The organism is Streptomyces lushanensis, assembly GCF_001700515.1.
Taxonomy (GTDB): Bacteria; Actinomycetota; Actinomycetes; order Streptomycetales; family Streptomycetaceae; genus Streptomyces; species Streptomyces lushanensis.
In genome coordinates this window covers 1-25604 of record NZ_MAUD01000371.1, presented here as the reverse complement: position 1 = coordinate 25604, position 25604 = coordinate 1, and the positions used below count along the sequence as shown (strand labels likewise).

At 69.8% G+C, this 25604-nt stretch carries 23 protein-coding genes; 19 read left to right on the top strand and 4 right to left on the bottom strand.

The annotated features are described in order from the left end of the window. The 9 genes from BFF77_RS26470 (at position 1) to BFF77_RS26430 (ending at position 10146) form a co-directional block, all read left to right on the top strand. On the top strand, positions 1–984 hold the full coding sequence (locus tag BFF77_RS26470; RefSeq protein WP_066954415.1) for a PDR/VanB family oxidoreductase: 984 nt from the start codon (positions 1–3) through the stop codon (positions 982–984). 101 nt (positions 985–1085) lie between these two features. Next, the gene (locus tag BFF77_RS26465; RefSeq protein ID WP_079125518.1) at positions 1086–2261 is read left to right on the top strand and encodes an ABC transporter ATP-binding protein; all 1176 of its coding nucleotides are present in this window, start codon (positions 1086–1088) and stop codon (positions 2259–2261) included. Continuing rightward, positions 2258–4141, top strand: a complete 1884-nt coding sequence (locus BFF77_RS26460; RefSeq protein ID WP_066954412.1) for an ABC transporter permease — start codon at positions 2258–2260, stop codon at positions 4139–4141. Before BFF77_RS26465 ends, BFF77_RS26460 begins: the two co-directional genes overlap by 4 nt. 17 nt (positions 4142–4158) lie before the next feature. Further along, positions 4159–5256: an ABC transporter substrate-binding protein gene (locus BFF77_RS26455; RefSeq protein ID WP_066954409.1), complete on the top strand. Its 1098-nt coding sequence runs from the start codon at positions 4159–4161 to the stop codon at positions 5254–5256. An 18-nt stretch (positions 5257–5274) separates the two neighbouring features. Beyond that, entirely contained in the window at positions 5275–6384 is a 1110-nt protein-coding gene (locus tag BFF77_RS26450) for a cupin domain-containing protein (protein ID WP_066954406.1), read from the top strand. 2 nt (positions 6385–6386) lie between these two features. Beyond that, positions 6387–6725, top strand: a complete 339-nt coding sequence (locus tag BFF77_RS26445; protein WP_066954403.1) for a hypothetical protein — start codon at positions 6387–6389, stop codon at positions 6723–6725. Beyond that, on the top strand, positions 6715–7872 hold the full coding sequence (locus BFF77_RS26440) for a Rieske 2Fe-2S domain-containing protein (protein WP_066954400.1): 1158 nt from the start codon (positions 6715–6717) through the stop codon (positions 7870–7872). Before BFF77_RS26445 ends, BFF77_RS26440 begins: the two co-directional genes overlap by 11 nt. After that, positions 7872–8603: a class II aldolase/adducin family protein gene (locus BFF77_RS26435; RefSeq protein WP_066954397.1), complete on the top strand. Its 732-nt coding sequence runs from the start codon at positions 7872–7874 to the stop codon at positions 8601–8603. Before BFF77_RS26440 ends, BFF77_RS26435 begins: the two co-directional genes overlap by 1 nt. Before the next feature lie 4 nt (positions 8604–8607). Further along, positions 8608–10146 (top strand): ethanolamine ammonia-lyase reactivating factor EutA, encoded by a 1539-nt coding sequence (locus BFF77_RS26430; RefSeq protein WP_066954395.1) that lies wholly within the window; start codon positions 8608–8610, stop codon positions 10144–10146. A 69-nt stretch (positions 10147–10215) separates the two neighbouring features. Here BFF77_RS26430 and BFF77_RS26425 read toward each other — a convergent pair whose 3' ends face one another. Beyond that, positions 10216–11025, bottom strand: coding sequence for an IclR family transcriptional regulator (locus BFF77_RS26425; RefSeq protein ID WP_066954392.1), 810 nt, complete (start codon positions 11023–11025; stop codon positions 10216–10218). 57 nt (positions 11026–11082) lie between these two features. Here BFF77_RS26425 and BFF77_RS26420 point away from each other — a divergent pair, with 57 nt between their 5' ends. The 6 genes from BFF77_RS26420 (at position 11083) to BFF77_RS26395 (ending at position 18118) form a co-directional block, all read left to right on the top strand. Continuing rightward, on the top strand, positions 11083–12351 hold the full coding sequence (locus tag BFF77_RS26420; protein ID WP_066954388.1) for an FAD-dependent oxidoreductase: 1269 nt from the start codon (positions 11083–11085) through the stop codon (positions 12349–12351). Between the two features lie 57 nt (positions 12352–12408). Further along, positions 12409–13620, top strand: a complete 1212-nt coding sequence (locus BFF77_RS26415; protein ID WP_066954385.1) for a cupin domain-containing protein — start codon at positions 12409–12411, stop codon at positions 13618–13620. Then, positions 13617–14507 carry a fumarylacetoacetate hydrolase family protein gene (locus tag BFF77_RS26410; RefSeq protein ID WP_066954382.1) on the top strand — a complete coding sequence of 297 codons (891 nt, stop codon included), beginning with the start codon at positions 13617–13619 and terminating at the stop codon, positions 14505–14507. The genes BFF77_RS26415 and BFF77_RS26410 overlap by 4 nt, the downstream gene beginning before the upstream one ends. A 145-nt stretch (positions 14508–14652) precedes the next feature. Beyond that, positions 14653–15810, top strand: coding sequence for an ABC transporter substrate-binding protein (locus tag BFF77_RS26405; protein ID WP_066954379.1), 1158 nt, complete (start codon positions 14653–14655; stop codon positions 15808–15810). Between the two features lie 55 nt (positions 15811–15865). Beyond that, a complete protein-coding gene (locus BFF77_RS26400; protein ID WP_066954375.1) occupies positions 15866–16927 on the top strand; it encodes a cupin domain-containing protein in 1062 nt (353 codons plus the stop codon). Positions 16928–17002: 75 nt separating this feature from the next. Then, positions 17003–18118 (top strand): cupin domain-containing protein, encoded by a 1116-nt coding sequence (locus BFF77_RS26395; protein WP_066954372.1) that lies wholly within the window; start codon positions 17003–17005, stop codon positions 18116–18118. Between the two features lie 93 nt (positions 18119–18211). Here the strand turns inward: BFF77_RS26395 and BFF77_RS34815 are convergent, their stop codons facing one another. Next, the gene (locus tag BFF77_RS34815) at positions 18212–18814 is read right to left on the bottom strand and encodes an effector-associated constant component EACC1 (protein WP_066954369.1); all 603 of its coding nucleotides are present in this window, start codon (positions 18812–18814) and stop codon (positions 18212–18214) included. A gap of 195 nt (positions 18815–19009) precedes the next feature. Between BFF77_RS34815 and BFF77_RS26385 the strand changes: the two genes are divergently transcribed. The 3 genes from BFF77_RS26385 (at position 19010) to BFF77_RS26375 (ending at position 21883) form a co-directional block, all read left to right on the top strand. After that, positions 19010–19219 carry a ferredoxin gene (locus BFF77_RS26385; protein WP_066954366.1) on the top strand — a complete coding sequence of 70 codons (210 nt, stop codon included), beginning with the start codon at positions 19010–19012 and terminating at the stop codon, positions 19217–19219. Then, positions 19209–20573, top strand: a complete 1365-nt coding sequence (locus BFF77_RS26380; RefSeq protein WP_066954363.1) for an NAD(P)/FAD-dependent oxidoreductase — start codon at positions 19209–19211, stop codon at positions 20571–20573. The genes BFF77_RS26385 and BFF77_RS26380 overlap by 11 nt, the downstream gene beginning before the upstream one ends. A 92-nt stretch (positions 20574–20665) precedes the next feature. Beyond that, entirely contained in the window at positions 20666–21883 is a 1218-nt protein-coding gene (locus tag BFF77_RS26375; RefSeq protein WP_066954361.1) for a cytochrome P450, read from the top strand. Between the two features lie 118 nt (positions 21884–22001). Here the strand turns inward: BFF77_RS26375 and BFF77_RS26370 are convergent, their stop codons facing one another. Then, entirely contained in the window at positions 22002–22784 is a 783-nt protein-coding gene (locus BFF77_RS26370; RefSeq protein WP_079125520.1) for an FAD:protein FMN transferase, read from the bottom strand. Between the two features lie 360 nt (positions 22785–23144). Between BFF77_RS26370 and BFF77_RS26365 the strand changes: the two genes are divergently transcribed. After that, positions 23145–24632 carry a sensor histidine kinase gene (locus tag BFF77_RS26365; protein ID WP_066954437.1) on the top strand — a complete coding sequence of 496 codons (1488 nt, stop codon included), beginning with the start codon at positions 23145–23147 and terminating at the stop codon, positions 24630–24632. 122 nt (positions 24633–24754) lie between these two features. Here BFF77_RS26365 and BFF77_RS26360 read toward each other — a convergent pair. Continuing rightward, the coding region (locus BFF77_RS26360) for an MFS transporter (protein ID WP_141698533.1) at positions 24755–25604 on the bottom strand (850 nt) is incomplete at its 5' end.

The window sequence follows — 25604 nt, the reverse complement described above, 5'->3', positions numbered from 1 at the left end:
ATGAACGAACTGGATCCCCTCGCCGGCCGGCAACTGCTGGTCCAGCAGGTTCGTCTGGAGGCCGCGGGTGTCGTCTCGCTGACCCTGGTCGATCCGGAGGGCGCCCCGCTTCCGCCATGGGCACCGGGCGCGCACATCGATCTGTGCCTGCCCAGCGGCACGGTCCGTCAGTACTCGCTGTGCGGTCCCCCGGACGATCCGCGCGCGTACACCGTCGCGGTGCTGCGTGAGGAACACGGCCGCGGGGGCTCGGCGGAGGTGCACGACACCGCGCTCGTCGGCCGGACGCTGCGGGTCCGTGGACCACGCAACCACTTCGCCCTCGTCGGCGCGCCGCACTATCTCTTCCTCGCCGGCGGCATCGGTGTCACACCGATCCTGGCGATGGTCCGCCAGGCCGCCGCGGACGGCGCCTCGTGGGAGCTGTACTACGGCGGCCGTTCGCGCGCGGGCATGGCCTTCGCCGGGACGCTGTCGGCCGTCGACGCCGATCGCGTCCACATCGTGCCGCAGGACGAACAGGGCCTGCTGCCGGTCGACGCGCTCGTCGCCGCCGCGCCTCCTGGCACCGCGGTCTACTGCTGCGGTCCGGAAGGCATGGTCCAGGCGGTCACCGAGGCCTGTGCGCGGGCCGGACCGGGCGCGCCGCACGTCGAACGCTTCGGCGCGCCGCCGGGCGGCGGTGCGGCGGACGCGCGGAGTCCGTCGCCGGACGCGGGCCACTTCACCGTGGAGCTGCGGCGCAGCGGTCTGACCCTGGACGTCCCGCCGGAGCGCACACTGCTCGAAGTGGTCCGGGAGGCGGCGCCCGATGTGGCGTTCTCCTGCGAGGAGGGCTACTGCGGCTCGTGCGAGACGAGGGTGCTCGCCGGTGTGCCCGAGCACCACGACACCGTGCTCTCGGACGAGGAACGCGAGCGCGGCGACACCATGATGATCTGCGTCGGGCGGTCGGTCTCGGAGCTGCTCACCCTGGACCTCTGACGGTCCCTTTTCCACATAAAAGAACTTAGAGAACCACTATTTCTCTATGAGGTATTCCTGGTTAAGGTCGCGTGAACCAGGACCGATCCGAGGAGTGCAGGATGTCGATGAGGGCGACCACACCGGACCGCCTCAAGGGCCGGATCACAGGCCCTGCGGACCAGGCTTCCGGTGAGCCCGCCGTGCAGCTCCGGCTGTCCGGTGTGACCAGGAAGTTCAACGACGTCGTCGCTGTCGACCAGATCGACCTCGACGTCAAGCGTGGCGAGATATTCGCCCTCCTCGGCCCGAGCGGCTGCGGAAAGAGCACATCGCTGCGGATGATCGCGGGCCTGGAGAAGATCGACCAGGGCTCGATCTCGATGCGGGACAGATCACTCGCCGACGCCGGCCGGGGCACCTTCCTGCCGTCGGAGAAGCGCAACATCGCGATGGTCTTCCAGTCCTACGCCATCTGGCCCCATATGACGGTCGCGCAGAACGTCGCCTTTCCGCTGCGTATGCGCCGGGTGAAGCGTGCCGAACGGCGGCGCAGGGTCGAGGAGATCCTCACGGTCACCGGTCTGGAGGCACTGGCGGACCGGCCGGCCACCCTGCTGTCGGGCGGTCAGCAGCAGCGGGTCGCGCTCGCGCGGGCCCTGGTCTACACCCCTGATCTGCTCCTGCTGGACGAACCGCTGTCGAACCTGGACGCCAAGCTGCGCATCCAGATGCGCCGCGAGATCCGCAGACTCAACCGGGAACTCGGCATCACGATGCTCTTCGTCACCCACGACCAGGACGAGGCGCTGTCGCTGGCCGACCGTCTCGCGGTGATGAACAGGGGCAAGGTCGAGCAGATCGGCCGGCCCATGGACCTCTACGAGCGCCCGCGGACGGCGTTCGTACGTGACTTCCTCGGCCGGCTGATCGTCGTGGAGGGCGTGCTCACGGGAGACGCGTCGCGCCGCCGGGTCCTGCTCGGCGCCGGCGGCGAGCCGGTCGGTGAGATCCACGGCCCCGACGTACCGGCGGAGATGGGCGACGGCGACCGGGTGGGCGTGTACCTCAGGCCCGAGGACGTCGACATCAGACCCGCCGGTCCCGACGGTCCCGCGCCGAACCAGGTGGCCGCCCGGGTGCTGTCCTCCGTCTACCTCGGCGACAGCTTCGAGTACGTCCTCGACATCGCCGGATCCAATGTGCTGCTCAGCGCGCCGCGCCGGGTGGTGCACCAGCCCGGTGACCAGGTCGTCGTCGAGGTCGACCCGCAGCGCGCGATGGTGTGGCCGCTGTGACCGGCATCCTGCCGCCGGTGGCCCCGGACGCCGTCGAGCCCCTGCCCGGACCGGTGAGAAAGCTGATCAGGGCGCGCCGCTCCAGCGGCTCCCGGGTGACCGGCACCGTCGTCCTGCTGCTGGTGGCCGCCGTCACCGTCGTCCCCATCACACTGCTGCTGCTGAACAGCCTCAATGTCGCCGATCCCGGTGATCCGGCCACCTACGGCCTGGACAACTGGCGGCAGGCCTTCGCCAACGGCGCGATGTGGGAGTCCGCCTGGAACACACTGCGCCTGGGTGTACCGAGAGTGCTGCTCGGCATGGTGATCGCCACCGTCGTCTCCTGGCTGATCGCGCGCACGGACATGCCCGGGGGCAAGGTCATCGAGGTGTTCCTGTGGTTCTCGTTCTTCATCCCCTCGCTGTCGATGACCCTGGGCTGGATCCTGTTGCTCGACCCGGCCAACGGCGTGGTCAACCAGGTGATCAGGATGGTTCCGGGGCTGGGTGACATCACCCAGGGCCCGCTGAACATCTACAGCTACTGGGGCATCATCTGGACCCATCTGACCGCCACCACCGTCCCCATCATGGTGATTCTGCTGGTGCCCGCGTTCCGCAGGATGAGCAGGTCCATGGAGGAGGCCGCGCAGACCTGCGGCGCCAGCCGGCTGCGCACACTGGTGAGTGTCACCGTGCCGATGATGCGTCCGGCCATCATCGCCGCCACCCTGCTCAGCTTCGTCTACTCGCTGAAGACCTTCGAGATCGAGCTGCTGCTCGGCACACCGATCGGGCTGAACGTCTACTCCACCCAGATCTACAACTGGCTCCAGTCGTCGCCTCCGCAGTTCGGCACCGCGACCGCGCTGGGCTCGGTGTTCATCCCGATCCTGATCATGCTGGCGATCATGCAGCGGTTCGCCGTACGGAGCCGCAGTTATGTCACCATCGGCGCGCACACGTACAACGACGAGCCGATCCGGCTGGGCCGGGTACGCCGCTGGGTGGTCGCCGGGGTGCTGTCGCTCTACGCGTTCGTCACCGTGGTGCTTCCCATGGGCGCGATCGTCCTGGGATCGTTCATGCGGCGGTTCGGGTTCTTCCAGCTGACCAATCCCTTCACCACGGAGCACTGGTCGGCGCTCTTCAACGACAACCTGTTCGACTCCTCGGTACGCAACACACTGATCATCGGTCTGATCGCCACCCTGGTCGGGGTGCTCGTCTACTTCGTGATCGCCTTCGTCATCGTCCGCAGCGAACTGCCCACCCGGGGCGGTATCGATGTGATGGCCTGGCTGCCGGCCGCCGTACCGGGCATGCTGCTGGGGCTCGGACTGCTGTGGGTCTATCTCGGCACCCCGCTGCGCACGGTGCTGTACGGCAATCTCTTCGGCCTGATCATCGCGCTGGTGATCAGCCATATGGCCACCGGTACGCAGCAGTTGAAGGCCGCCATCCTCCAGGTGAGCCCCGATCTGGACCGGGCGGCGCGTATCTGCGGTGCCACTCCGGTGCGCGCCTACACCTATATCCTCTTCCCTCTCCTCGGCCCGTCCGTGGCCGCGGCCGGAGTTCTCACCTTCCACTCCGCCGTGAGTGACGTCAGCACCGTCGTCCTGCTCAGCAGCAACGACTCCCGGCCGCTGTCGATCCTCCTCCTCGAATACAGCACGAGTGGCGTGCTCGAACAGGCCTCCGTGCTGGGCGTCCTCATCAGCGCGCTCACCGTCGGGGTGGCGCTGCTGTCCCGGGTGCTCAGCGGCGGCCGGCTGCGCAAGCCGCGGTCGGGACGCCGTCTCCGGGTGACCGGCGGTACCCCGCCGTCATCCCTCTCCGCAACGAAAGCAGGTGCGTCATCAAAAGATTCATCGCTCACCACAACTGGAAGCTGATATGCGCGGGCGCCGCGGTGGCCCTCGTCGCGACAGCCTGCGGCGACGGCTCGACCTCCACGACGGCGGGCAGCGCCCCCGCCGATGTCAGCAGTGCCTGCCCGGATCCCTCGGGCGCGCTCGTCACCAAGGCGAAGAAGGAGGGCACGGTCGTGATGTCGGGCCCGCCCACCGACACCGTACGGCAGCAGCTGCCCAAGGCGTTCGAGCAGACCTACGGCATCAGCCTCGACTACATCGGCACCAGCGGCAAGGACAACGCGGCCCGGCTCCAGTCCGAGCGGCAGGCCGGGATCTACTCCCAGGACGTGTTCCTCGGCGGCGCCGACACCATGGCCAACACCTACCACGCGCAGAACTGGATCGCTCCGCTGACCGGCGTCCTGCCCGCCTCGGAGCTGGACGCGAAGAACTGGCGGGGCGGGACCGTCCCGTTCGTCGACGCGGACAAGAAGATCCTCAGCATCAGCCGGTACGTCAGTGTCCCCATCGTCATCAACACCGACCAGGTGAAGCCCGACGAGATCACCTCCTGGAAGGACCTGCTCGACCCGAAGTGGAAGGGCAAGATCGCCACCATCGACCCGCGCAGCCCCGGCGGCGCGATCTACAACGTGGGGATGTTCCAGGCGGCCGACGGCTACGGCGACGCGTTCGTCAAGCAGCTCTACAAGGACCAGAAGCCGATCCTCCTCAGCGACTCCCGGCAGGGAACCGACGATCTGGCCAAGGGCAAGTACCCGATCGCGCTGGGGCTGGGCCAGCTCGACGTCGACACGGCCTCCGACGACGGGCTGCCCGTCAAGGTCGTCATGCCGGACCTGCTCCAGACCACCAGTGGTTTCGGCTTCCTGGCCGTCTCCGACAAGCCGCCGCACCCCGAGGCCGCCAAGGTGCTGGCACAGTGGCTGGCCTGCCCGGACGGCAACAAGGCGTGGAACGACGCGTACGGAAGCATCAGCGCCCGCGCCGACGTCAAGCCGCCGGCCGGTCTGCCCTCCTGGCAGGTACCGCAGGACGGCGTGGACTACTTCAACACCAACTCCTGGGAGTTCCTCACCAAGGGCGTCAAGGACGCGACGGAACTGATCAAAAGCCTCATCGGTTCGAACTAGCGCACAAGGAGACATCAGATGAGCGTGGCCGAAACCGAGTTGCCCACGATCAAGCGCCCGACGGCCTACGAGCAGTGGCTGACCGACGAGGGACTCACTGTCGTGGAGGGGCTGTTCATCGAGGACCTGCGCACCGTCGAGCTGGGCACCTGGGAACGGCGCGGCTGCCGGGCGGCGGTCGCCCGGCTGGAGGGGACCGAGGACGTCAACGACGCCCACATCATCGAGATCGCTCCGGGCGGTCAGATGGAACCCGAGCGTCATCTCTACGAGGAGATCACCTATGTCGTCTCCGGCCGGGGTTCGACCACGGTGTGGAACTCCGCCGGGACGCGGACGACGTTCGAGTGGAACGCGGGCAGTGTGTTCTCGGTGCCGCTCAACGCCTACGCACAGCACTTCAACGGCAGTGGATCGCAGCCGGCCCGTTTCTACACCGTGACCAGCGCCCCGCTGGTGATGCGGATGTTCCACAACCGCTCGTTCGTCTACGACTGCGACTTCGACTTCACCGACCGGTTCGGGTCGGACAAGGACGACTTCAGCGGGGCGGGCACGGCCTACCGGTCCCGGGTGTGGGAGAGCAGGTTCATCCCCGACGCGGCCGGTATCGAGCTGAAGTCCTGGGCCGCTCGCGGCGCGGGCGGCAGCAATGTCATGCTGGAGATCGCCGACAACAGTCTGTGCGGCCATGTCTCCGAGTTCCCGGTGGGTACGTACAAGAAGGCCCACCGGCACAACGCCGGCGCCCATGTGATCATCCTCGGTGGCACGGGTTTCTCGCTGCTGTGGCGTGAGGGCGAGCCGGTGCGGAAGGTCGACTGGCGGCAGGGCTCGATCGTGGTGCCGCCGGAGCGGTGGTTCCACCAGCACTTCAACACCGGTACCACGCCCGCCCGTTATCTCGCACTGCGCTGGGGCAGCAAGAAGTACCCGCTGTTCAAGCAGTTCCTCATCGACCGTCCCACCACCGAGGGCGGCGACCAGATCGAGTACCAGGACGAGGACCCCTCGGTACGCGCGACATTCGAGGCCGAGCTCGCCGGGCACGGTGCGCGGAGCCGTATGGACGAGGTCTACGAACGGGCCGCGCGGCGCGACGACCGGGCCGCCGGGCAGAGCGGCTGACGATGATCAGCCTTGAACGGAGTTTCGACGAGGACTTCTCCCCCGCGGCGGACACACCGACGCTGTCGGTCGACTTCTGGAGCTATCTCAACGCGCTCCAGGCACGGCTCGGCTGGTCCCCCGCGGAGGACAGGGCCTGGGAGTACCTGGAGGAACTCGGACGCGACATCGAGCCGCTCATCGAGACCCTCCCGGGCGCGGACGCCACGCCGTATCTGCGCCGGCTCGTCGACACCTGGGCATCGCCGGGCTCCGGGGAGCGCGACGACCTCCGGCGGCGGGTCGCCGCCATGCTGCGGCAGGCACTGCGGAATCAAGAGGAGCATGACCATGATCAGTGAAGCCGAGAACGAATTCCTCACGCGCGTCGGTCCGGGCACCCCGGCGGGCGACCTGCTGCGGCGGTACTGGCAGCCGGTCGCCGTCACGGCGGACCTCTCGCCGGACAGGCGGACCAAGCGGATCCGGGTGCTGGGCGAGGACCTGGTGCTCTATCTGACCGACGAGAACACCTACGCCCTGGTCGCGGAGTCGTGCGCGCACCGCCGGGTGTCCCTCTACTACGGCTTTGTCGAGGGCTGCGAGATCCGCTGCCCGTACCACGGCTGGAAGTACGACCGTACCGGCCAGTGCCTTGAGCAGCCCTTCGAGCAGGAGAACCGGCGGGCCCGCGAACGCGCCCGGATCGCCGCCTACCCGGTACAGGCCTACCGCGGCATCGTCTTCGCCTATCTGGGCCCCGGCGAGCCGCCCGTACTGCCCCGCTGGGACGTGCTCGACCGGCGCGACGGCCACCTCACCCTCTTCGTCGAGGAGGACCTCCGGTGCAACTGGCTCCAGCCGATGGAGAACGCCGTCGACACCGTGCACACCTTCTGGCTGCACGGACACACCATGCGGATGAAGGGCATCGACCGCGGGAGCTACTACTACCGGCCCATCGAGAAGTACTCCTTCGAGCAGTTCGAGTGGGGCATCATCAAGCGCCGTGTCTACCGCGACAACACCGGTGAGCTGGAGGAGGAGACGGGACACCCGCTGGTGTTCCCGAACATCCTGCGGCTGCCCGAGGGCCCGTTGCAGGCGATGCACTGGCGGGTGCCGGTGGACGACGAACACACCATGCTCATCCGGGCCGGTCTGCTGCCGGACAAGCCGGGCGAGGAGAAGACGCACGACGAGGAACCCACTGTTGTGCGCGTCCCGTCGGAGATGACGGCCGACGGCGACCACGCGATGGACACCTTCACCAGCCAGGACCGGATGGCCTGGGAGACACAGGGAGCCGTCTACGACCGCACCAAGGAGATGCTCGGCGCGGAGGACAAGGGCATCGCCATGTACCGCAGGCTGCTGCGGCAGCAGATCGAGCGGGTACGGTCCGGGGAGGACCCAATGGCGCTGATCCGCGATCCCGCCCAGGCCGTGGTCACCTTCGACGTGTCCCGCGGCCAGGCCCGGGTGGCCGTGGCCGAGGGCCGGGTGTGATGACGTCCCCGTCCGGGCTCGCGGCGGCGGCCGAGCGCATCGCGGCGGCCTGCCGGGTCCTCGGCCGGCTGGGTCTCACCCGCGAACCGGCCGGCCACATCAGCATGCTGCTCGACGACGGGGCCGTCGCGATCAAGGCCCGCGGACCCTCGGAGTCCGGTCTACGGTTCGCGGGCGCCGGTGACGTGGTGGTGGTCGATCCGGACGGCACACCGCGCTCCACGGCGCCGGGACTGGAGCCGCCCCGGGAACTCGCGATCCATCTCGCGGTGTACCGGGCACGCCCCGATGTCACCAGTGTGGTGCATGTCCACCCCCTGACGCCGGTGCTCTTCGGTATCTGCGATGTGCCGCTGCTGCCGCTGATCGGCGCCTACGACCCGTACGCCCTACGGCTGCTGGCCCGGGGCGTGCCCACGTATCAGCGCGGTGTGCTGATCACGACCCCGCGGCTGGGGGACGAGATGGCGGCCGTCCTCGGTACGGGCGGGGCCTGTCTGCTGCGCGGCCACGGTGTGACGACCGCGGGCGCGAGTCCGGAGGAGGCGGCGCTGAACGTCATCAAGCTGAACGAGCTGGCCGAACTCAACTACAGGGCGCGGCTGCTCGGGGAGCCGCGGCAGATCGCGAAGGCCGAGTACGAGGAGATCGTCGGTACGGGCCGGACCCGGCCGGAGCTGATCGACTCGGCGTGGCGCTTCTACCGGCGGCTCACGAACGAGGAGGGGTGACGGCATGCCGAACACTGCCCTGACCGGGACACACCACCACGGTCACACCGGCACCCATGACGACCACGACCACGGTGTGACCATCGGGACCGATGATCCGGACCATCCGCTGTGGGAGCGCGATCAGATCGTCCTGACCAGTGTCGGCATCGACATCGGCTCCGCCACCAGCCAGTTGCTCTTCTCCCGGCTGACCCTGCGCCGGCTGGGACGTGAGCTGTCCAGCGCCTTCGCCGTCGTGGACAAGCAGATCGTCCACGAGTCGGCCGTCGCGCTGACGCCCTACGCCGAAGGGCTGCGCATCGACGAGGTGCGCCTGACCGCCCTGGTCGACCAGGCGTTCCAGGACGCGGGCATCCGGGCCGACGAGGTCGACACGGGGGCGGTGATCCTCACGGGTGAGGCCACCCGCCGCCGCAACGCACGCGCCATCGCCGACCTGTTCGCCGCCCGGACGGGGCGTTTCATCTGCGCCACGGCCGGCCACGACATGGAGGCCACGCTCGCCGCCCATGGGTCGGGCGCGGTGGCCAGGAGCGAGCGCGGCCACGCGCGGGTGCTCAACATCGACATCGGCGGAGGCACCACCAAGCTGTCGGTGTCCGAGGCGGGCACCATCCGCTCGACCGGCGCGCTGCATCTCGGCGCGCGGCTGATCGTGGTCGACGCCTCGGGACGGATCGTCCGGCTGGAGCCCGCGGGCCGGCGGCTGGCGCTCTCACTGGGCCTGGACCGGTCGGTGGGCGACCTGGTCCACACGGCCGAACTGGCCGAACTCGCGGCGCTGATGGCCGACGTCGTCGTCGCCACGGTCAACGGAGCGCCCGCTCCGCTCGACGGTCTGGAGTGGCTCCGGCTCACCGAACCGCTGACCGAGCACGGTCCCTACGATGCCGTGGTGTTCTCCGGCGGAGTCGCCGAGTACGTCCACGGCCGCGAGTCCCGGGAATTCGGCGATCTGGGACCGCTGTTCGGCCAGGCGCTGGCCGAGAGGTCGGACAGGCTGCCGGGCCCGGTGGAGGACGGCGGCGGGACGATCAGGGCGACGGTGCTCGGGGCGTCCCAGTACACCGTGCGGGTGAGCGGGAACACCATCCACATCAGTGACCCGGACCTGCTTCCGCTGCACAATCTGCGGGTGGTCCGACCCGAGGTGGAGCTGGCCGAGACGGTCGATCCCTCCTCGGTCGCGGAAGCGATCGGGAGACACCTCGCTCGTCTTGACGCCGACCCGGCCGACGCGCTGGTCCTGGGATTCCGGTGGAGCGGACTGCCGAGCTTTCCCCGTCTCGACGCCTTCGTCGAGGGCATCCGGCGCGGTCTGAGGGAGAGGATCGCGGCGGGCGGACCGCTGTGTCTGCTCTTCGAGGGCGACATCGCCAGGACGGTCGGCGGCATCCTGCTCGACCAGGGCGTCACGGTGCCGGTGATCTCCGTCGACGGCATCGCCGTCGGCGAGTTCGACTTCGTGGACATCGGCGCGGTGCTGCCCAAGTCCGGGACCGTACCGGTCTCGCTCAAGTCGATGGTGTTCTCGCTGTGAACGGCGGACCGGCGTGGGCCAGACCGCCGCCGTGGCACCGGACGTCCGGCCCGGAGCCGGAAGTCCGGCTCAGACCGTCTCGTTGAGCGCGTCATGCACCGAGACCTGGGCCTCGACCAGCATCGGCGCGAGTTGCCGGGCCTGGTCGACGGACTCCAGCCGGGAGTGCGGCACGGCCACGGCGATCGCCGCGAGCGGATAGCCGATGAGGTCGTAGATCGCCATTCCCACGGCGCTGATGCTGCTCTCGCCCTCTCCGAAGTTCACCGCGTAGCCGAGGTCACGGATCCCGTCGAGTTCGGTCTCCAACTGGCCCCATGTCCCGATGGAGTTCGGTGTACGGGTGTCCAGCTGACGGGTCGGGTAGCGCCGGCCCAGGTCGGTGGGGGGCAGTGCCGCCAGGATCGCCTTGCCGCCCGCTGTGCAGTGGGCGGGCAGGACGATGCCGGTACGGGTGGCGACACGCACCGATCGCGAGCCCTCCACACAGTCGATGAACCGTACGGAATCCCCTTCCAGCAACAGCAGACTGGCCGTCTCCTGAGTGTCCTCACTCAGCTTCTCGAGTACGGGCCGGGCCGCGTGCCGGATGTCGACCCGGCCGATGGCGGAGAGCCCGATCTCCAGCAGGGCGCGGCCGGGGCGGTAGACGCCGTTCGGCTTGTCCTGGGTCACGAAGCCCTGCCTGCGCAGTGCGGTCAGCAGCCGGTGTGCGGTGGAGCGGGCGACGCCCAAGTCGTCGGCGGCCTCCGCGACGCGCAGCGCGCGGCGCTCGCTGATGAGATGCAGCAACTGGAGGGCGTTGTCGACCGATGAGAGGCCGGACTGCGGGGGATACGGGACGGCGTGGTGGGGCTCTTCGTGGACTGAGTTCTTCATATCGGAATAGTAGCGTCAACTCTTTCGGCGCACGGAATAATCATTAAGGTTTGAGCTATGACATTCGTGTCGAATCATCGTGGGCTGCCTGTGCTCATCCTCGGCGGCGGCCCCGTCGGCGTCACCGCGGCGTGGGCACTCGCCCGGGCCGGCGTACGGGTCCATCTCATCGAGCGGGAGCCGGAGCCGCGCACGGACTGGCGTGCCTCGACGTTTCATCCGCCGACCCTCGAACTGCTCGACGAACTCGGCCTCGCGGCACAGATGCACACCGAGGGGCTGGCCGTGCCGCGCTACCAGTACCGCGACCGGCGCGCGGGACTCGTGGCCGAGTTCGACTTCACACTGCTGAAGGAGGAGACGAAGTTCCCGCACCGGCTCCAGCTCAACCAGCAGCATCTGGTCCGGATGCTGGTGGAGCGCCTCGCGGACGAGCCGAACGCCACCCTGCACTACGGCATCGAGGCCACGGCGATCCGGAGCGGCGACGACGGTGTGGTCGTGGACGGGCGGGGACCGTCGGGCGAGGTGAGTCTGCGCGGCTGCTTCCTGGTGGCCGCCGACGGTGCGAGCAGCACGGCCCGGGGGCTGCTGGGTGTGGAGTTCAAGGGCTTCACCTACCCCGAGCGCTTCCTGATCGCGAGCACCTCGGCCGACTTCCGCGCGCTCATCCCCGACATCGCCGATGTCAACTATGTCGCCGACCCGGACGAATGGCTCTTCCTGCTGCGCACACCGGAGTCATGGCGCGCGGTGTATCCCGTTCCGCCCGGTCAGACCTACGAGAGTGCCACCGATCCGGCGGAGATGCAGAGCCGCCTCCAGGGCATCGCCGCCCTCCCGGGCGGCTACGAGATCGGCGACCGCCAGATCTACCACGTCCATCAGCGGGTGGCGGACACGTTCACGGCCGGGCCGTGCGCGCTGATCGGCGACGCCGCGCACATCAACAGCCCGCTCGGCGGAGTGGGTCTCAACAGCGGTATCCACGACGCCGTCGACCTGGCCCGCCGGCTCGTCCGCATCGTCCTCGACGGCGCGGACGAGGAAGCCGAACTGGCGGCCTTCGCCGAGGTACGCCGCCGCGTCGCCGTCGAGTACGTACAGGCCGACACCAAGCGCAACACCGAGCGGATCAGTGAGCGCGACGAGGCCAAGCGGCAGGCCAACCACCAGGAGCTGCGCGCCGTCGCGGCCGACCCCGAGCGGGCACGGGCCTGGTGCCGGCGCGCCTCCCTGCTGGAATCGGTGGCCCGCTTCGGGATCGGCCTGCCACCGCAAGAGGTGCGCCGCCGGCTGGACGCGACGGCCCACCCCACGCCCTGAACGAACCGCCGCCGTCGGCCCGGCCGGGCCCGGCGCGGCGCAGGTGAAAGAGGACCCATGACACCCGACAACACATCGCGTGCGCGAACCGATGGCGCACCGACCGAGGAAGACGCGCAACTGGCCTCCCTGTACGAGGACCTGGCCGCCGTCGATCTGCACCCGCTGTGGACGATCACCCGAGATCTGCTTCCGCCCGCACCGCGCCCCCGCTCGGTCCCCTGGCTGTGGAGTTCGCGCGTACTGACCGAACTCGCCGAGCGCGCCCTGCAGTTGGTGCCGGTGGAGCGCGGCGGCGAGCGCCGGGTGCTCAGCCTCGGCAATCCGGGCCTGGCCGGGCTGCCCTACGCCGCCGGAACGCTGTGGGGCGCCATTCAGTGTCTCGGCCCCGGCGAGACGGCGCCGGCCCACCGGCACACCCCGGGCGCCATCCGCTTCATCCTGTCCGGCGACGGTGTCGCGACCACGGTCGACGGCGATGTGTGCGACATGCATCCCGGCGATCTGATCCTGACGCCGTCCTGGAACTGGCACGACCACAGCAGTGCGAGCGACGGCCCGATGCTCTGGTTCGACGGGCTCGATCTGCCGATGATCGAGGCGCTCGACGCGGTGTTCTTCGAGCCGTATCCCGAGGTACGGCAGCCGGACACGGATCCGCACAACCGGTCGGAGAGAGAGGCCGGTCCCGGGCCGCGCTTCGTCAGCGGAGCCGTACGCGACGTCCTGACCGCCGGGCACTCGCCGCTCCTGGTCTACCGGTGGGCGGACACCGACAGGGAACTGTCCCGGCTGGCCGTGGAGGGCGGCGGACCGCTGGTGAGCCTCGAATACGTCAATCCCGAGACCGGTGCCAGTGTGCTGCCGACCATGAGCTGCGGCATGCACCGGCTGATACCCGGCGCGCGGACCCTGCCCGTACGGCGCACCGGCAACGCGGTCTTCGTCGTCCACCGCGGGTCGGGCTCGTCGGTGATCGAGGGGCGGCGCTTCGACTGGTCGGCGGGTGACATGTTCGTCGTCCCGTCCTGGGCCGCGGTCGAGCACACCAGCGCCGAGGGCGCGGACCTGTTCTCCATCGGTGACAGCCCCGTGCTTCGGGCCCTGGGAATCCACCGCGAGCTGACGCTCGACGCGCCCCAGCAGGTGACCGGTGCCTTCACCCCGGCGGAGCTCCGGCCGGCGAAGCCGGACACGACGGCGCCCGACACCACCGTGCCGGACACCACCGTGCCGGGCACGACCGCGTCGGGCACGGAGACGGCATGAGACTCGCGATCTTCGACGACCACCGTCTCGGTGCCGTCGTCGGTGACACCGTGGTGGACATCACCGGCGCACTGCCGTGGCCGCACGAGTCCGACCCGCTGCTCGCGGGCTGGTGGCGTGGCCTGTGCCGGGACTTCGGTACGCTCGCGCCCGCCTTGGAGGCCGCGGCCCGGACCGGCCGGCGCCGGCCGCTGGACTCGGTGCGGCTGGCCGCGCCGGTGCTGGCACCGACCAAGATCATCGCCTGCGCCAGCAACTACCAGGAACACGTCGACGAGATGCACTCGGTGCAGCGGCGCACACTGGGACAGGTCGAGTCCTGGATGATGAACTTCGACGTCTTCCTCAAGGCGCCGTCGTCGGTCGTCGGTCCCGAGGACGACATCGTGCTGCCACGCGACGTCCTCGCGGAGGGAAGCGAGATCCATCACGAGTCCGAACTCGTCGTGGTGATCGGCACCGGCGGCAAGGACATCGCCGTCGAGAACGCGCTGGAGCATGTGCTCGGCTACACCATCGGTCTTGACATCACCGTACGGAGTGCGGCAGACCGTTCGCGGCGCAAGAGCTACGACAGCTTCAGCCCGCTGGGTCCCTGGCTCACCACCGGCGACGAGGCGGGTGACCCGGCGGACTTCGACATCCTGCTGACCTGCAACGGCGAACGGCGGCAGGCGGTCAGTACCGCCTCGCTGATCACACCGGTACCGCAGATCATCGCCTACGCGTCGCGCATGATGACACTGAACCCCGGGGATGTGATCTTCACCGGCGCGCCTCCCGGCGTCGGGCCGATTCTGCCGGGCGATGTGCTGGACACATCGATCAGCCGGCTCGGCTCCATGACACTGCCGGTCCGGGCCGAGGACGGTGCCGGTCCCGGCTGACGGCTGCCCCGCACTCCGGAAAAAGGCCCCTCATTCCTGCTGACGGAATATTCGACACGCATATTCCTGGGGAGCGAACTTCATGGCTATGGTCCTGACACCCCCCAGCCATATCACTCACTCGCACAGAGAACAGGTGAGGGCCATGTCGATGACGACCAAGGCCGGGCTCATCCTCCCCGCCGCCGCGGTGCTGCTCCTCAGCGCCTGCGCGGGAGGCACATCCGACGATTCCCCCGAAAGCGCCGGTTCCGGCAGCACGGCCGGCAAGAGCGTCTCCGCGGGATGTCCTGACCCCGACGGCGCCCTGGCCCAAGGGGCCAGGAAGGAAGGGGAGGTGGTCATGACGGGCACACCGGACGGCAGTGTGCGCACCGACATCCCGAAGGAGTTCGAGCGGACCTACGGTGTCAAGGTCACCTATGTCGGCGGCCGTAACAGCGACATCGCGGCCAAGCTCCAGGCCGAGCGCAAGGCCGGCATCTACACCCACGACGTCTTCGGCGGCGGTGGCAACACCATGTCGAGCACCTACTACGGCGAGGGATGGCTCAGTTCCCTCAAGGACGTGCTCGACCCGGCGCTGCTGACCGCGGACAACTGGCGTGACGGCGCGCCCAAGTGGGTCGATCCCGGGAAGGAGAAGATCCTCCAGTTGTCGAACTACGTCGACTCCGGCGTCGTCGTCAACACCGGCCTGGTCAAGGACGGCGATCTGACCTCCTTCGAGGACATGCTCGATCCCCGGTGGAAGGGGAAGATCGTGGTGGACGACCCGCGCTCCAACGGCGGGGCGATCTACGACGTGGGCGCCTTCGAGCAGGCCTACGGCAAGGACTTCGTCAAGTCCCTCTATGTCGACCAGAAGCCGGTCCTGCTGACCGACCAGCGGCAGGAACTGGACGACATCGCCCGCGGCAAATTCGCCTTCGGGCTGTCGCTCCAGACCGCGGAGACCGAGCAGGCGCTCGCCGAGGGGCTGCCGCTGAAGCAGCTCAAGCTGACCGGCGCCCCGCCCGTGGCGACCGGCGGCTCCAGCCTGCTGGCGCTCGACAACAAGGCTCCGCACCCGGAGGCCGCCGAGCTGCTGGTCAACTGGCTGGTCTGCAAGGACGGCAACACCGTGTGGACGAAGGCCCTCCAGGTGCCGAGCAATCGCGCGGATGTGCCGGTACCGGCCGATCTGGGCGCGACCGTCCCCGAGGCGGGCAGCGAGTACTACGACAGCTACGGCTGGAACGTACTGACCAAGGACGTGAAGCGGCTCCAGAAGATGCTGGTCGACCTGCTCGGCCCGCAGTAGTCGCAGAAGCCCGCAGTAGCCGTCCGCAGTGGAAGAACCCTTTCTGGAGGCAGTCATGACGGCGCAGCCGCGGCGGACACCCGCTCCGCCCAGCGCGTACGCCCGGTGGTCCCGCGGCCAGGGCATCGACATCATCCCCGGCCACCACATCCCGGACCTCCGGGCGGTTCCGCTCAAGTCCTGGGAGCGGATGGGCGGTTACGGCTGCTTCATCAACCATGAGGAGAGCGACCGCAGCAACGACTGCTATGTGTGCCGGATTCCGCCCGCGGAACATCTGCGCCCGGTACGGCATCTGCACGAGGTGATGATCTATGTGCTCTCCGGCCGGGGAAGTACGACGGTATGGGGACCGGACTCCCGGCCGCAGAGTTTCGAGTGGCAGCGCGGTTCCTTGTTCGCGATCCCGCTCAACGTCCGCTACCAGCACTTCAACAGCAGCGGCGAGCGGCCGGCGACCCTGCTCGCCGTGACCAACGCCCCGGTGGTCATCAACCTGTTCGACGAGGCCGGGTTCGTCTTCGACTGTCCCTACGACTTCCCGTCCCGCTTCTCCGGCGCGGCCGGCTACTTCAGCGGCGAGGGCACGCTGACCGGCCGGCTGTGGGAGAGCAACTTCATCCCCGACGTACGGGACTTCGAGCTCGTCGAGTACCGGGAGCGCGGGGCGGGTGGCACCAACGTCCAGTTCAGGCTGGCCAGGAACACCATGATGGCGCATGTGTCGGAGTTCCCGGTCGGCACGTACAAGAAGGCACACCGGCACTCGCCCGGCGCCCATGTGGTGATCCTCAGCGGCACCGGCTACAGCCTGATGTGGAAGGAGGGCGAGCCGATCCGGCGGTACGACTGGGCGGAGGGCTCACTGGTGATCCCGCCGGGCGAGACCTTCCATCAGCACTTCAACACCGGTGCCACGCCCGCCCGTTATCTCGCCCTGCGCCATCTCAACGCGCGCCGGGACCCGGCGACGGGGCTGCCGATGTCCTCGATCAGCACCCGGCTCGGCGGCGACCAGATCGACTACACGGACGAGGACCCGGCGGTCCGGCTGATGTACCGCGAGGCATGCGCCGAACACGGCATCGCCTCTCGGATGGACGGGTTCCACGGCTGACGAGCCGCACAACACACCGGATGAACCGGCCCGAAGGCCCGGCCGTCCGGTTCCGCGACGGAAGAGGAGTGAGCGATGGCACCGTCCGGGCAGGCCCGGGAGACCTTCTACGACAGCTGGATGCGCAAGGAGGGGATCCCGGTCCACCGCGGCTACGGCATCGCCGATGTCCGTACGGTGGAGCGCGCCGACTGGGCACGCACCGGAGGAAGAGCGGCGTTCGTCCAACTGCACGGCATGGAGGGCTTCACCGGCATGCAGATCGGTGAGATCGCCGCCCGCCGGTCGCTTGAGCCTCAGAGGCATCTGCACCAGCAGTTCATCACCGTCCTGTCCGGGCGCGGCACGGCCGATGTCCGGCTGCCCGGCGACTCCCGCGGGACCAGCTTCGAGTGGCAGCGGGGCAGTTTCTTCGCCATTCCGCTCAACTGCGCCTATGTCCTTCACAACACCGGGTTGGAGCCGGTGGTGTACATGGCTGTCAACGACGCTCCCATGGTGATGGACCTGTTCCACAACGAGGACTTCGTCTTCGCCAACGACTACCGCTTCACCGACCGGTTCTCCCCCGGCGCCGCGTACTACGCCGACAGCAGGCGATACGAGAACTACTTCGGCGGCATCGCCGAGACCAACTTCGTCGCCGACATCCACGAGATCGCGCTGGACTCCCTGGGCGTCAAGGGCAGTGGCGTGGACGCGACCGTCTTCGAGATGGCCGGCAACACCATCGCCGCGCACGTCACCTCCTGGCCGGCGGGGCGCTACCACAAGGCACACCACCATCTGGGCGGGGCGATTCTCTACGGCCTGCGGTCGGAGGGATACGTCCTCATCTGGCCTCAGGAGGCGGGCAGCCGCCCCTACGAGGCCGGCAACGGCGACCGGGTGGTCCGTGTGGAGTGGGGTGAGGGCTCCGTCTACAGCCCGCCGAGCAAGTGGTTCCACCAGCACTTCAACACCGGCCCGGGAACCGCCAGACAGCTCGCGTTCCGGGGCGGGGTGAAGCATCCGACCGGCATCCGCCGGGCCGGCAACCCGATCGTGGACGGCCGCCCCGGTGTGCTGGTCAGCATCCGGGAGGGCGGCAGCCTGCTTCCGTACGAGGACGAGGATCCCCGGATACGCCGTGACTACGCCGAAGCGCTGACGGCACGGGGCATCACACCGGACATGCCCCACGAACCCTGAACCGGACCGGGGCCCCCTTGAAGGGACGGATCGATCGGCCCGCCGGTCGTCCGGGGGTACGGATCGATCCGCCCGCCGGTCGGCCCGCGGAGGCTATTCAGGCGCGGCCGAGGTCCTCGGACCGTCGGTACGGCCGGGATCGGTTCGGGGCCCGGAATCATCGCCAGGCCCGGAATCTCCGGGCCCGGGACCGGGCCCGGGCCCGGTCCCGGCTCCGGTGGCGGGCCCGGCTCCGGCACGGGCATCCGGCTCGTCGGAGTCGGAATCGGAATCGGAGTCAGGGCCGGGACCGGAGCCCGGTCCCTCCAGTGCCCTCAGGACCCGCTCGACCGACTCGATCAACCCGGGATCGCCGCTGTCCAGCGTCACCGTCGTCCCACCGCGCTCGATCCGGACCCGCGGCGGACGCGGACGGGCGAGCCGCCAGGTGGCCACCGCCAGTGTGAGCTGGGCGAGTTGGACCGAGCCGTTGAACACGGCCTCGACCACGTCCAGCCCCGGCCCCATATGCGTGCCGGCGCCGCTGTCCGCACCGGAACGAGCGCGCGGGACGAGTGACAGCGCGCTGCCGCGCACCACGTCCCGGTCATCGCGGAGCCATTCGTAGAGCGAGAGCACCTCCGCGCCGTCGCCGTCCCGCCCGCCGTCCCGCACGCCGGCGCCGTCCTTCGCCGCCACCTCGATACGGACCCGCATCCCCCGTGCCTCCCCAGCTTTTCGGCTCTGTGACCGCGTGTCACCGCGGCGGCACCGAGCCTATCCGCCGGCTGGTCCGCGCGTATGGCTTCTCCCCACAGGGCGCCCTGGCCGGAGTAACACCGCTCGCGCCGCTCCCCGGCAGGCAGTAGGACGGAGACGGCGGCGGGCGGGCAAGCGGAGGAGCGGATCGGGATGCAGATCGTTGTCGATCTCAATCGCTGTCAGAGTTACGCGCAGTGCGCGTTTCTCGCCCCCCAGGTGTTCGAGCTGCATGGCGAGGAGGCCCTGATGTACACGCCGGCCGTTCCCGACGATCAGGGTGAACGCGTCCGCCGGGCGGCGGCGGCGTGTCCGGTGCAGGCCATCCTGGTCGGGGAGCGGGCGGGCGCCCGTGTCCGGTGAACGGCGCGACGGCCGGATCGTCATCGTCGGCGCCTCACTGGCCGGGCTGCGCGCCGCCGAGACACTGCGCGAGGAGGGCTTCGGCGGAACGCTGACGCTGGTCGGGGACGAGCCCCGGCCCCCGTACGACCGGCCGCCGCTGTCCAAACAGGTGCTGCTCGGGCGGGTGCGCGCACAGGACGTCGGGCTGCCGGGCCGCCGCGACGTGGACGCGCGGTGGCGGCTCGGCGTGGCGGCCGTCGGCCTCGATCCGATCGGGAAACAGGTGCTCCTCGCCGACGGCGAACGGCTGCCCTTCGACCGGCTGCTGATCGCCACCGGGACCCGCGCCAGGCCCTGGCCGAATCCGGAGGAGGCCGCTCTCGACGGCGTGATGACCCTGCGTACCGCCGATGACGCGGCCCGCCTCGCCGAACGTCTCGACGCCGGCCCGCGCAGAGTCCTGGTGATCGGCGCGGGTTTCACCGGCTCGGAGATCGCCTCCGCCTGCCGGGAGCGCGGCTTCGAGGTGACGGTCGCGGAACGCGGACCCTCGCCTCTGGTCGGCGCGCTCGGCGGCGCGCTCGGAGCCCTCGCCGCCACCGTGCAGCGCGCGCACGGCGTCGATCTGCGCTGCGGAGTGACCGTCACCTCGCTGAGGGGCCGCGACGGGCGGCTCATCGGTGCCGAGTTCTCCGACGGCAGCCGCATCGAAGCCGACATCGCCGTGGTCGCGCTGGGTGCCGTGCGCAACACCGAATGGCTGGCCGACGCCGGTCTGGCCGCGGGCCCTCGCGGGGTGGCCTGCGACGCGGGATGCCGTGCCTTCAACATGTACGGGATCGTCACCGACGACGTGTTCGTCGCCGGTGACGTGGCCCGCTTCCCGCATCCGCTCTTCGAGTACCAGATACTCGCCCTCGAACACTGGGGAAACGCGGTCGCACAGGCCGAGGTGGCGGCTCACAACATGGTCAGCCCGGGTCCGTGCAGAAGACCGCATCTGACCGTGCCGGCCTTCTGGTCCAGTCAGTTCGGCCTCAACATCAAGTCCGTCGGTGTGCCCACCTTCTCCGACCAGGTGGTCGTCGCTCAGGGCTCGTTGCGGGAGCGCCGGCTGGTCGCCGTCTACGGCTACCGGGGGCGGGTCACCGCGGCGGTCGGTGTGAACCGGGCCAAGTGGCTGGGGTACTACCAGGGGCTCATCGAGACGGCGGCGCCGTTTCCGCCCCGGCCCGGAGCCGCCGACCCGCCCGCCTCCGGGGTGCCCGTCCCCTCCGACGTGCCGTCCCCGCAGACGCTCTCGCACGGCCCGACCGTGGCCCTCACCGGCCATGTGCCGGACCGGCGCCTGACTCTGGTGCGTCACGACTGAGCCCGCCGGATCGGCGGACCCGGACACGCGCCAGGCACGACGGCACGAGTGGGTCCACCCGCCGTCCGCCATCGAAGAGGAGCCACCGACCCATGCGCCCGGACACCCTGTTCCAGCGGATCACCGACTACGCGAACCGCGCCGATCCCTACCCGCTCTACGCCGAACTCCGTGAGAACGGGGTGACACGGCAGACCGACGGCGGCTATCTGGTGGGGACCTACCAGGAGATCGCCGAGCTGCTCCACGACCCGCGGATCAGTTCGGACATCGGCAACCGCACCGACCCCGACGAGGACATCCTCAGAAGGCCCGATCCGCCGGCCTTCATCGGAGTGGACGATCCCGAACACGACCGGCTCCGCCGTATCACGATGCGGCCCTTCGGCCCGCCGCACTCCCCCGGCCGGATCGACGCCCTGCGCGCGGACATCACACGGATCACCGACGATCTGATCGGTTCGTTCCGCGACAAGGACCGGATCGATGTCGTCGACGACTTCGCCTATCCCCTGCCCGTCACCGTGATCTGCCGGCTCCTCGGCGTGCCGTTCGAGGACGTACCGCTGATCCGCGCCTGGACGAACGCGATCATCGCCAGTTTCGACTTCGCTCCCGAGAAGGACGACAGGGACCACCAGGAACGCCTCCGCGCGGGCATGGAGGCCCGGATTGCGATGGCGGAATATCTGGGCGGGCTGGCCGACACACGGCGTGACCGTCCCACGGACGACATGCTCTCCGCCCTCGTCAACGACGCCGGCCCCGACGGACGTCTCACCAGGGAGGAGCTGAAGAGCACCGCGACACTGCTGCTCATCGCCGGGCACGAGACCACGGTCAACCTGATCGCCAACGGAGCACTCACCCTGCTGCGCCTTCCGCAGGCGCTCCGGCTGCTGCGCGACAGACCCGAGCTGATGCCGAACGCCGTCGAGGAACTGCTGCGCTACGAGCCGCCCGTCCACATGCTGCCGCAGCGCACTCCGCTGACCGACATCGAGGTCGCCGGCGTCACCATCCCCAAGGGCGCGCGGCTGATCCTCATGCTCGCCTCCGGCAACCGGGATCCGCTGCGCTTCAAGGATCCGGACCACTTCGACCCGACCCGTGAGGACAATCAGCACTTCGGCTTCGGCAGCGGTGTCCACAACTGCTTCGGCGCCCCGCTCGCCCGTGTCGAGGCACAGATCGCGCTGAGCGCGCTCGTTCCGCATCTCGCGGGCCTGCGTCCGGCGGAGGACCCGCCGCCGTACCGGCGCAGCGCGCTGCTGCGCGGGCCCCGGCACCTGGTGATCGAGCGCGCCTGAGTACGCGGGGTGCGCCGGGTAGGTGCGGAACGCACCAGGTAAGCCGGGTAACGCCAGGTAAGCCGGGTAAGTGGAGTGCGCCGGGGAACGAGGCGTGCGCGGGACGCGGAGGCTTCCCTCACCGCCGCCTCGTGGTCACCCGTACATCCCTGCGCACATCCCCGTGGCCGCCCGCCCGGGGCGTTTCGCCGGGAAATCCCGTGGTGTGCCAGGTGCGGCCGTCCGGCGTCACCGCGAAACCCTCGTATCCGTCCAGGGACTCCAGCCAGTCCCGGGCCGTCGGGCCCATCGCGAAGGCCGCGGTCGAGTAGGCGTCGCTCATCGCGAGATGGGTTCCCACGACGGTGAGGGACGCGTAGCACTCCGCGGGCGTGCCGCGGTGGGGGTCGATGATGCGGGCGCCGAGCTCCGCCGTGCCCGAGGTCGCCACGGCCAGGTCGTCGCGGCCGGTGACGACGGCGCACAGTTCGTCCGCGCGCAGCGGGTGGGCCACACCGACGCGCCAGGGCACTCCGGGAGCCGCCTCGCCCCGCAGCCGCAGATCCCCGCCCCCGTCGACACAGGTGTGACGGGCGCCGGACTCGTGCAGGATCTGGGAGGCACGCTCCACGGACCATCCCTTGACCAGCGCGGAGGGGTCGAGGACACCGCCCACGAGATGGCTGAACCAGCCGGCGCTGGCACGTACGGCGCTCTTGCACAGGGCGAGGACCTCACGTACCTCCGCGGAGCACTGGTGCGGCGCGAGGTCGCCCCGGGCGAGGCGGCAGACGACACTGTCCGGCCGGTACGTGGAGTACACCTCGTCGACGTGGTGCAGCCAGGCCACGGCCTCGGCCAGCGCCGCCTCGATCGCCGGGGTGCGCGGGTCGCGGATGTCGAAGGAGAACACGGTGCCCATGACGTGTTCGGCATGGCGCAGACCACGCCGTGTGCCGGGCCGCCGTGCGTCGGGCCGTTCGATGTCACCCACCCGCCCCGTCCGGTGCGCTCAGAAGGGACCGTGCGCGGCCTACGGCGAGGGCGCCGGTCGTCGCCGCGGCGAGGACGGCTCTGCGCACGGTGGTTCTCCTCAGTCGGGACTTGGCAGTCGGCACTCGGATCCGAACTCGAAGACCCGTGGTGCCGCCGATGAGTCGTGAGCCTGGCAGCGCAACCTGTGACGACCCTCTCAACGCGGTCGTACCGGCCCGATTCAGAGGAAACTCAGAGCGGACAGCCGCCCCGGCGCAGCCCGTGGGAGGGGATGCTGGGACGCACCATGAACTGTCAGAGCCACCATGCCCCTCCGTACGGCGGCCGGCTCTCCCCGCGCACTCTCCGCGGCCGGCTCACCGCCGGGCTGCTCGTCCTGGTCGCCCTGGCCTGTCTGACGGTCGGCATCACCACGGCGTTCGCGCTCAACGGATTCCTGACCGACCGCCTCGATCAGCAACTCTCCGCGTCCGGCGGGCGGTTCGCGGCCGGCCTGGAGCCCGGGAGCACACCGGACGCCGGCAGTCCGCCCGACACCCGTGGGCAGCCGGAAGGTACGTTCGGTGCGCGGCTGGTGGACGGTACGCCCGCACAGGCGGCCGTCGTCGAGGACCGGTCGGACGAGACGGTGCCGCTGACCGTCGACGACCGCCGGGCACTCGCCGCGGTGCCCGTCGACGGGAAGGGCCACACACTGCGGCTGTCGGGGCTCGGGGCCTACCGTGTCACCGCCGTGCCGGGCGACGGCCAGGACGTACTGGTCACCGGTCTGCCACTGCGTCCCGTCGAGGACACGGTGCACCGGCTGCAAGGCGTGGAGGCGGCGGTCTTCGGCGTGACCCTCGTCGCCACCGGCACCGTGGGAGCGCTGTGGATACGGCTGTCCCTGCGGCCCCTGCGCGCGGTCACCGCCGCCGCGGCGGGCGCCGCCGGACTGCCGCCGGCCGACGGCGAGGTCGCCGTGCCCGGTGCCGTCCCGGTCGGCGATCCGCACACCGAGGCCGGCCAGGTCGGCACCGCCGTCAACCGTATGCTCGGGCAGGTCGCCAACGCCCTGGAGCGACAGCGGGCCGGCGAGGAACGTCTGCGACGCTTCGCCGCGGACGCCGGCCATGAACTGCGCACACCGGTGGCCACCGTACGCGGCCACGCGGAACTGGCACTCCGCCACGGGAGCCCGGTACCGGCCGAGGTACGGCACTCGCTCGACCGCATCCGGTCCGAGTCCGAACGGATGACCCGTCTCGTGGACGATCTGCTGCTCCTCGCCCGTATCGACGCCGGCCGGGCCCTCGATCACGGTCCGGTGGATCTGACACGGCTCGTCCTCGATGCCGCACAGGACGCGCGGGCGGCGGGGCCCGGTCACCGGTGGCTGCTCGACCTGCCGGAGGAGGCGGTGACCACGACGGGCGACGAGCGCCGGCTGCACCAGGTGATCGGCAACCTCCTCGCCAACGCCCGCTCGCACACCCCGGACGGCACCGAGGTCTCCGTACGGCTGTCGGCCGGTCCCGGGACCGTCCGCCTGACCGTGGCGGACAACGGCCCTGGCATCCCGGCGCCGCTCCTGCCGGAAGTCTTCGGCCGTTTCGTACGGGCGGACGGCAGCCGCTCGCGCAAGGGCGGCAGCACCGGGCTCGGTCTGGCGATCGTCCACGCGGTGGTCACGGCGCACGGCGGCACGGTCGACGCGGTGAGCGGTGACGGGCGGACGGAATTCACCGTCGCCCTCCCGGCACCGCCACCGGACGGCGAGGACGACACACCCTGAGGACCCCGGGCCAGGTCAGCTCCGTACGCGGGGGCGGCCGGCTACGTACACGGAAGCGGTCCGGCCCGTACACGGACGCGGTCACCACGTACACGGGAGCGGTCACGCGCGTACACCGGCGGTCACGCGCGTACACCGGCAGAGCCCTTGCCGCCCGCGTCCGGCACCGACGACAGCGGTGCCGCGATGTCCTCCAGCGACCGGCCCTCGGCCCGTACGGCCAGAAACGCCGCCACCAGGCCGGCCGCGCACATGAGGCCCGCGCCGATTTGGAAGGCGAGCACCGTGTCGCCGACCACTCCGGACGCCGTGAGGTCCGCGAAGACCAGTGGGCCGCTGATCCCGCCCGCCGCCGTGCCGAGCGCGTAGAAGAACGCGATCGCCATGGCACGGGTCTCCATCGGGAAGATCTCGGAGACCGTGAGATACGCGCTGCTGGCGCCCGCCGACGCGAAGAAGAGCACCACGCACCAGCACGCCGTCAGTGTCGTGGCGGTCAGCGAGCCGTTGCCGAAGAGCCAGGCGGTGGCGAAGAGCAGCACACCCGCCAGCAGATAGGTGGAGGAGATCATGATCCGGCGGCCGACGGTGTCGAAGAGCCGGCCGAGCAGCAGCGGGCCGACGAAGTTGCCCGCGGCGATCACCGCGAAGTAGTAGCCCGTATGTCCTGTGTGAACGCCGAAAAAAGTGGTCAGGATCGTGCCGAAGCCGAAGGTGATCGCGTTGTAGAGGAACGCCTGCCCGATGAAGAGCGACAGACCGAGCACCGCGCGCCTGGGGTAACGGCGGAAGACCGTCCGGGCGATACGCCGGAAGCTGACGCTTTCGTGCTCGTGGACGGTGATCTCGCCCGCCGGCGGCGGGAGTTTTCGCTGTTTCTCCTTCTCGATTCCCCGTTCGACGGAGCCGACCAGCTTCTCCGCCTCCGCGCTGTGTCCGTGGATGAGCTGCCAGCGCGGACTCTCCGGTACA

Coding starts and splice junctions, on each gene's coding strand:
- BFF77_RS26395 (WP_066954372.1), top strand. CDS start 17,003: ATGGCACCGTCCGGGCAGGCCCGGGAGACCTTCTACGACAGCTGGATG.
- BFF77_RS26445 (WP_066954403.1), top strand. CDS start 6,387: ATGATCAGCCTTGAACGGAGTTTCGACGAGGACTTCTCCCCCGCGGCG.
- BFF77_RS26465 (WP_079125518.1), top strand. CDS start 1,086: ATGTCGATGAGGGCGACCACACCGGACCGCCTCAAGGGCCGGATCACA.
- BFF77_RS26375 (WP_066954361.1), top strand. CDS start 20,666: ATGCGCCCGGACACCCTGTTCCAGCGGATCACCGACTACGCGAACCGC.
- BFF77_RS26405 (WP_066954379.1), top strand. CDS start 14,653: ATGTCGATGACGACCAAGGCCGGGCTCATCCTCCCCGCCGCCGCGGTG.
- BFF77_RS34815 (WP_066954369.1), bottom strand. CDS start 18,814: ATGCGGGTCCGTATCGAGGTGGCGGCGAAGGACGGCGCCGGCGTGCGG.
- BFF77_RS26450 (WP_066954406.1), top strand. CDS start 5,275: ATGAGCGTGGCCGAAACCGAGTTGCCCACGATCAAGCGCCCGACGGCC.
- BFF77_RS26470 (WP_066954415.1), top strand. CDS start 1: ATGAACGAACTGGATCCCCTCGCCGGCCGGCAACTGCTGGTCCAGCAG.
- BFF77_RS26440 (WP_066954400.1), top strand. CDS start 6,715: ATGATCAGTGAAGCCGAGAACGAATTCCTCACGCGCGTCGGTCCGGGC.
- BFF77_RS26400 (WP_066954375.1), top strand. CDS start 15,866: ATGACGGCGCAGCCGCGGCGGACACCCGCTCCGCCCAGCGCGTACGCC.
- BFF77_RS26385 (WP_066954366.1), top strand. CDS start 19,010: ATGCAGATCGTTGTCGATCTCAATCGCTGTCAGAGTTACGCGCAGTGC.
- BFF77_RS26370 (WP_079125520.1), bottom strand. CDS start 22,784: ATGGGCACCGTGTTCTCCTTCGACATCCGCGACCCGCGCACCCCGGCG.
- BFF77_RS26425 (WP_066954392.1), bottom strand. CDS start 11,025: ATGAAGAACTCAGTCCACGAAGAGCCCCACCACGCCGTCCCGTATCCC.
- BFF77_RS26420 (WP_066954388.1), top strand. CDS start 11,083: ATGACATTCGTGTCGAATCATCGTGGGCTGCCTGTGCTCATCCTCGGC.
- BFF77_RS26430 (WP_066954395.1), top strand. CDS start 8,608: ATGCCGAACACTGCCCTGACCGGGACACACCACCACGGTCACACCGGC.
- BFF77_RS26365 (WP_066954437.1), top strand. CDS start 23,145: ATGAACTGTCAGAGCCACCATGCCCCTCCGTACGGCGGCCGGCTCTCC.
- BFF77_RS26415 (WP_066954385.1), top strand. CDS start 12,409: ATGACACCCGACAACACATCGCGTGCGCGAACCGATGGCGCACCGACC.
- BFF77_RS26410 (WP_066954382.1), top strand. CDS start 13,617: ATGAGACTCGCGATCTTCGACGACCACCGTCTCGGTGCCGTCGTCGGT.
- BFF77_RS26435 (WP_066954397.1), top strand. CDS start 7,872: ATGACGTCCCCGTCCGGGCTCGCGGCGGCGGCCGAGCGCATCGCGGCG.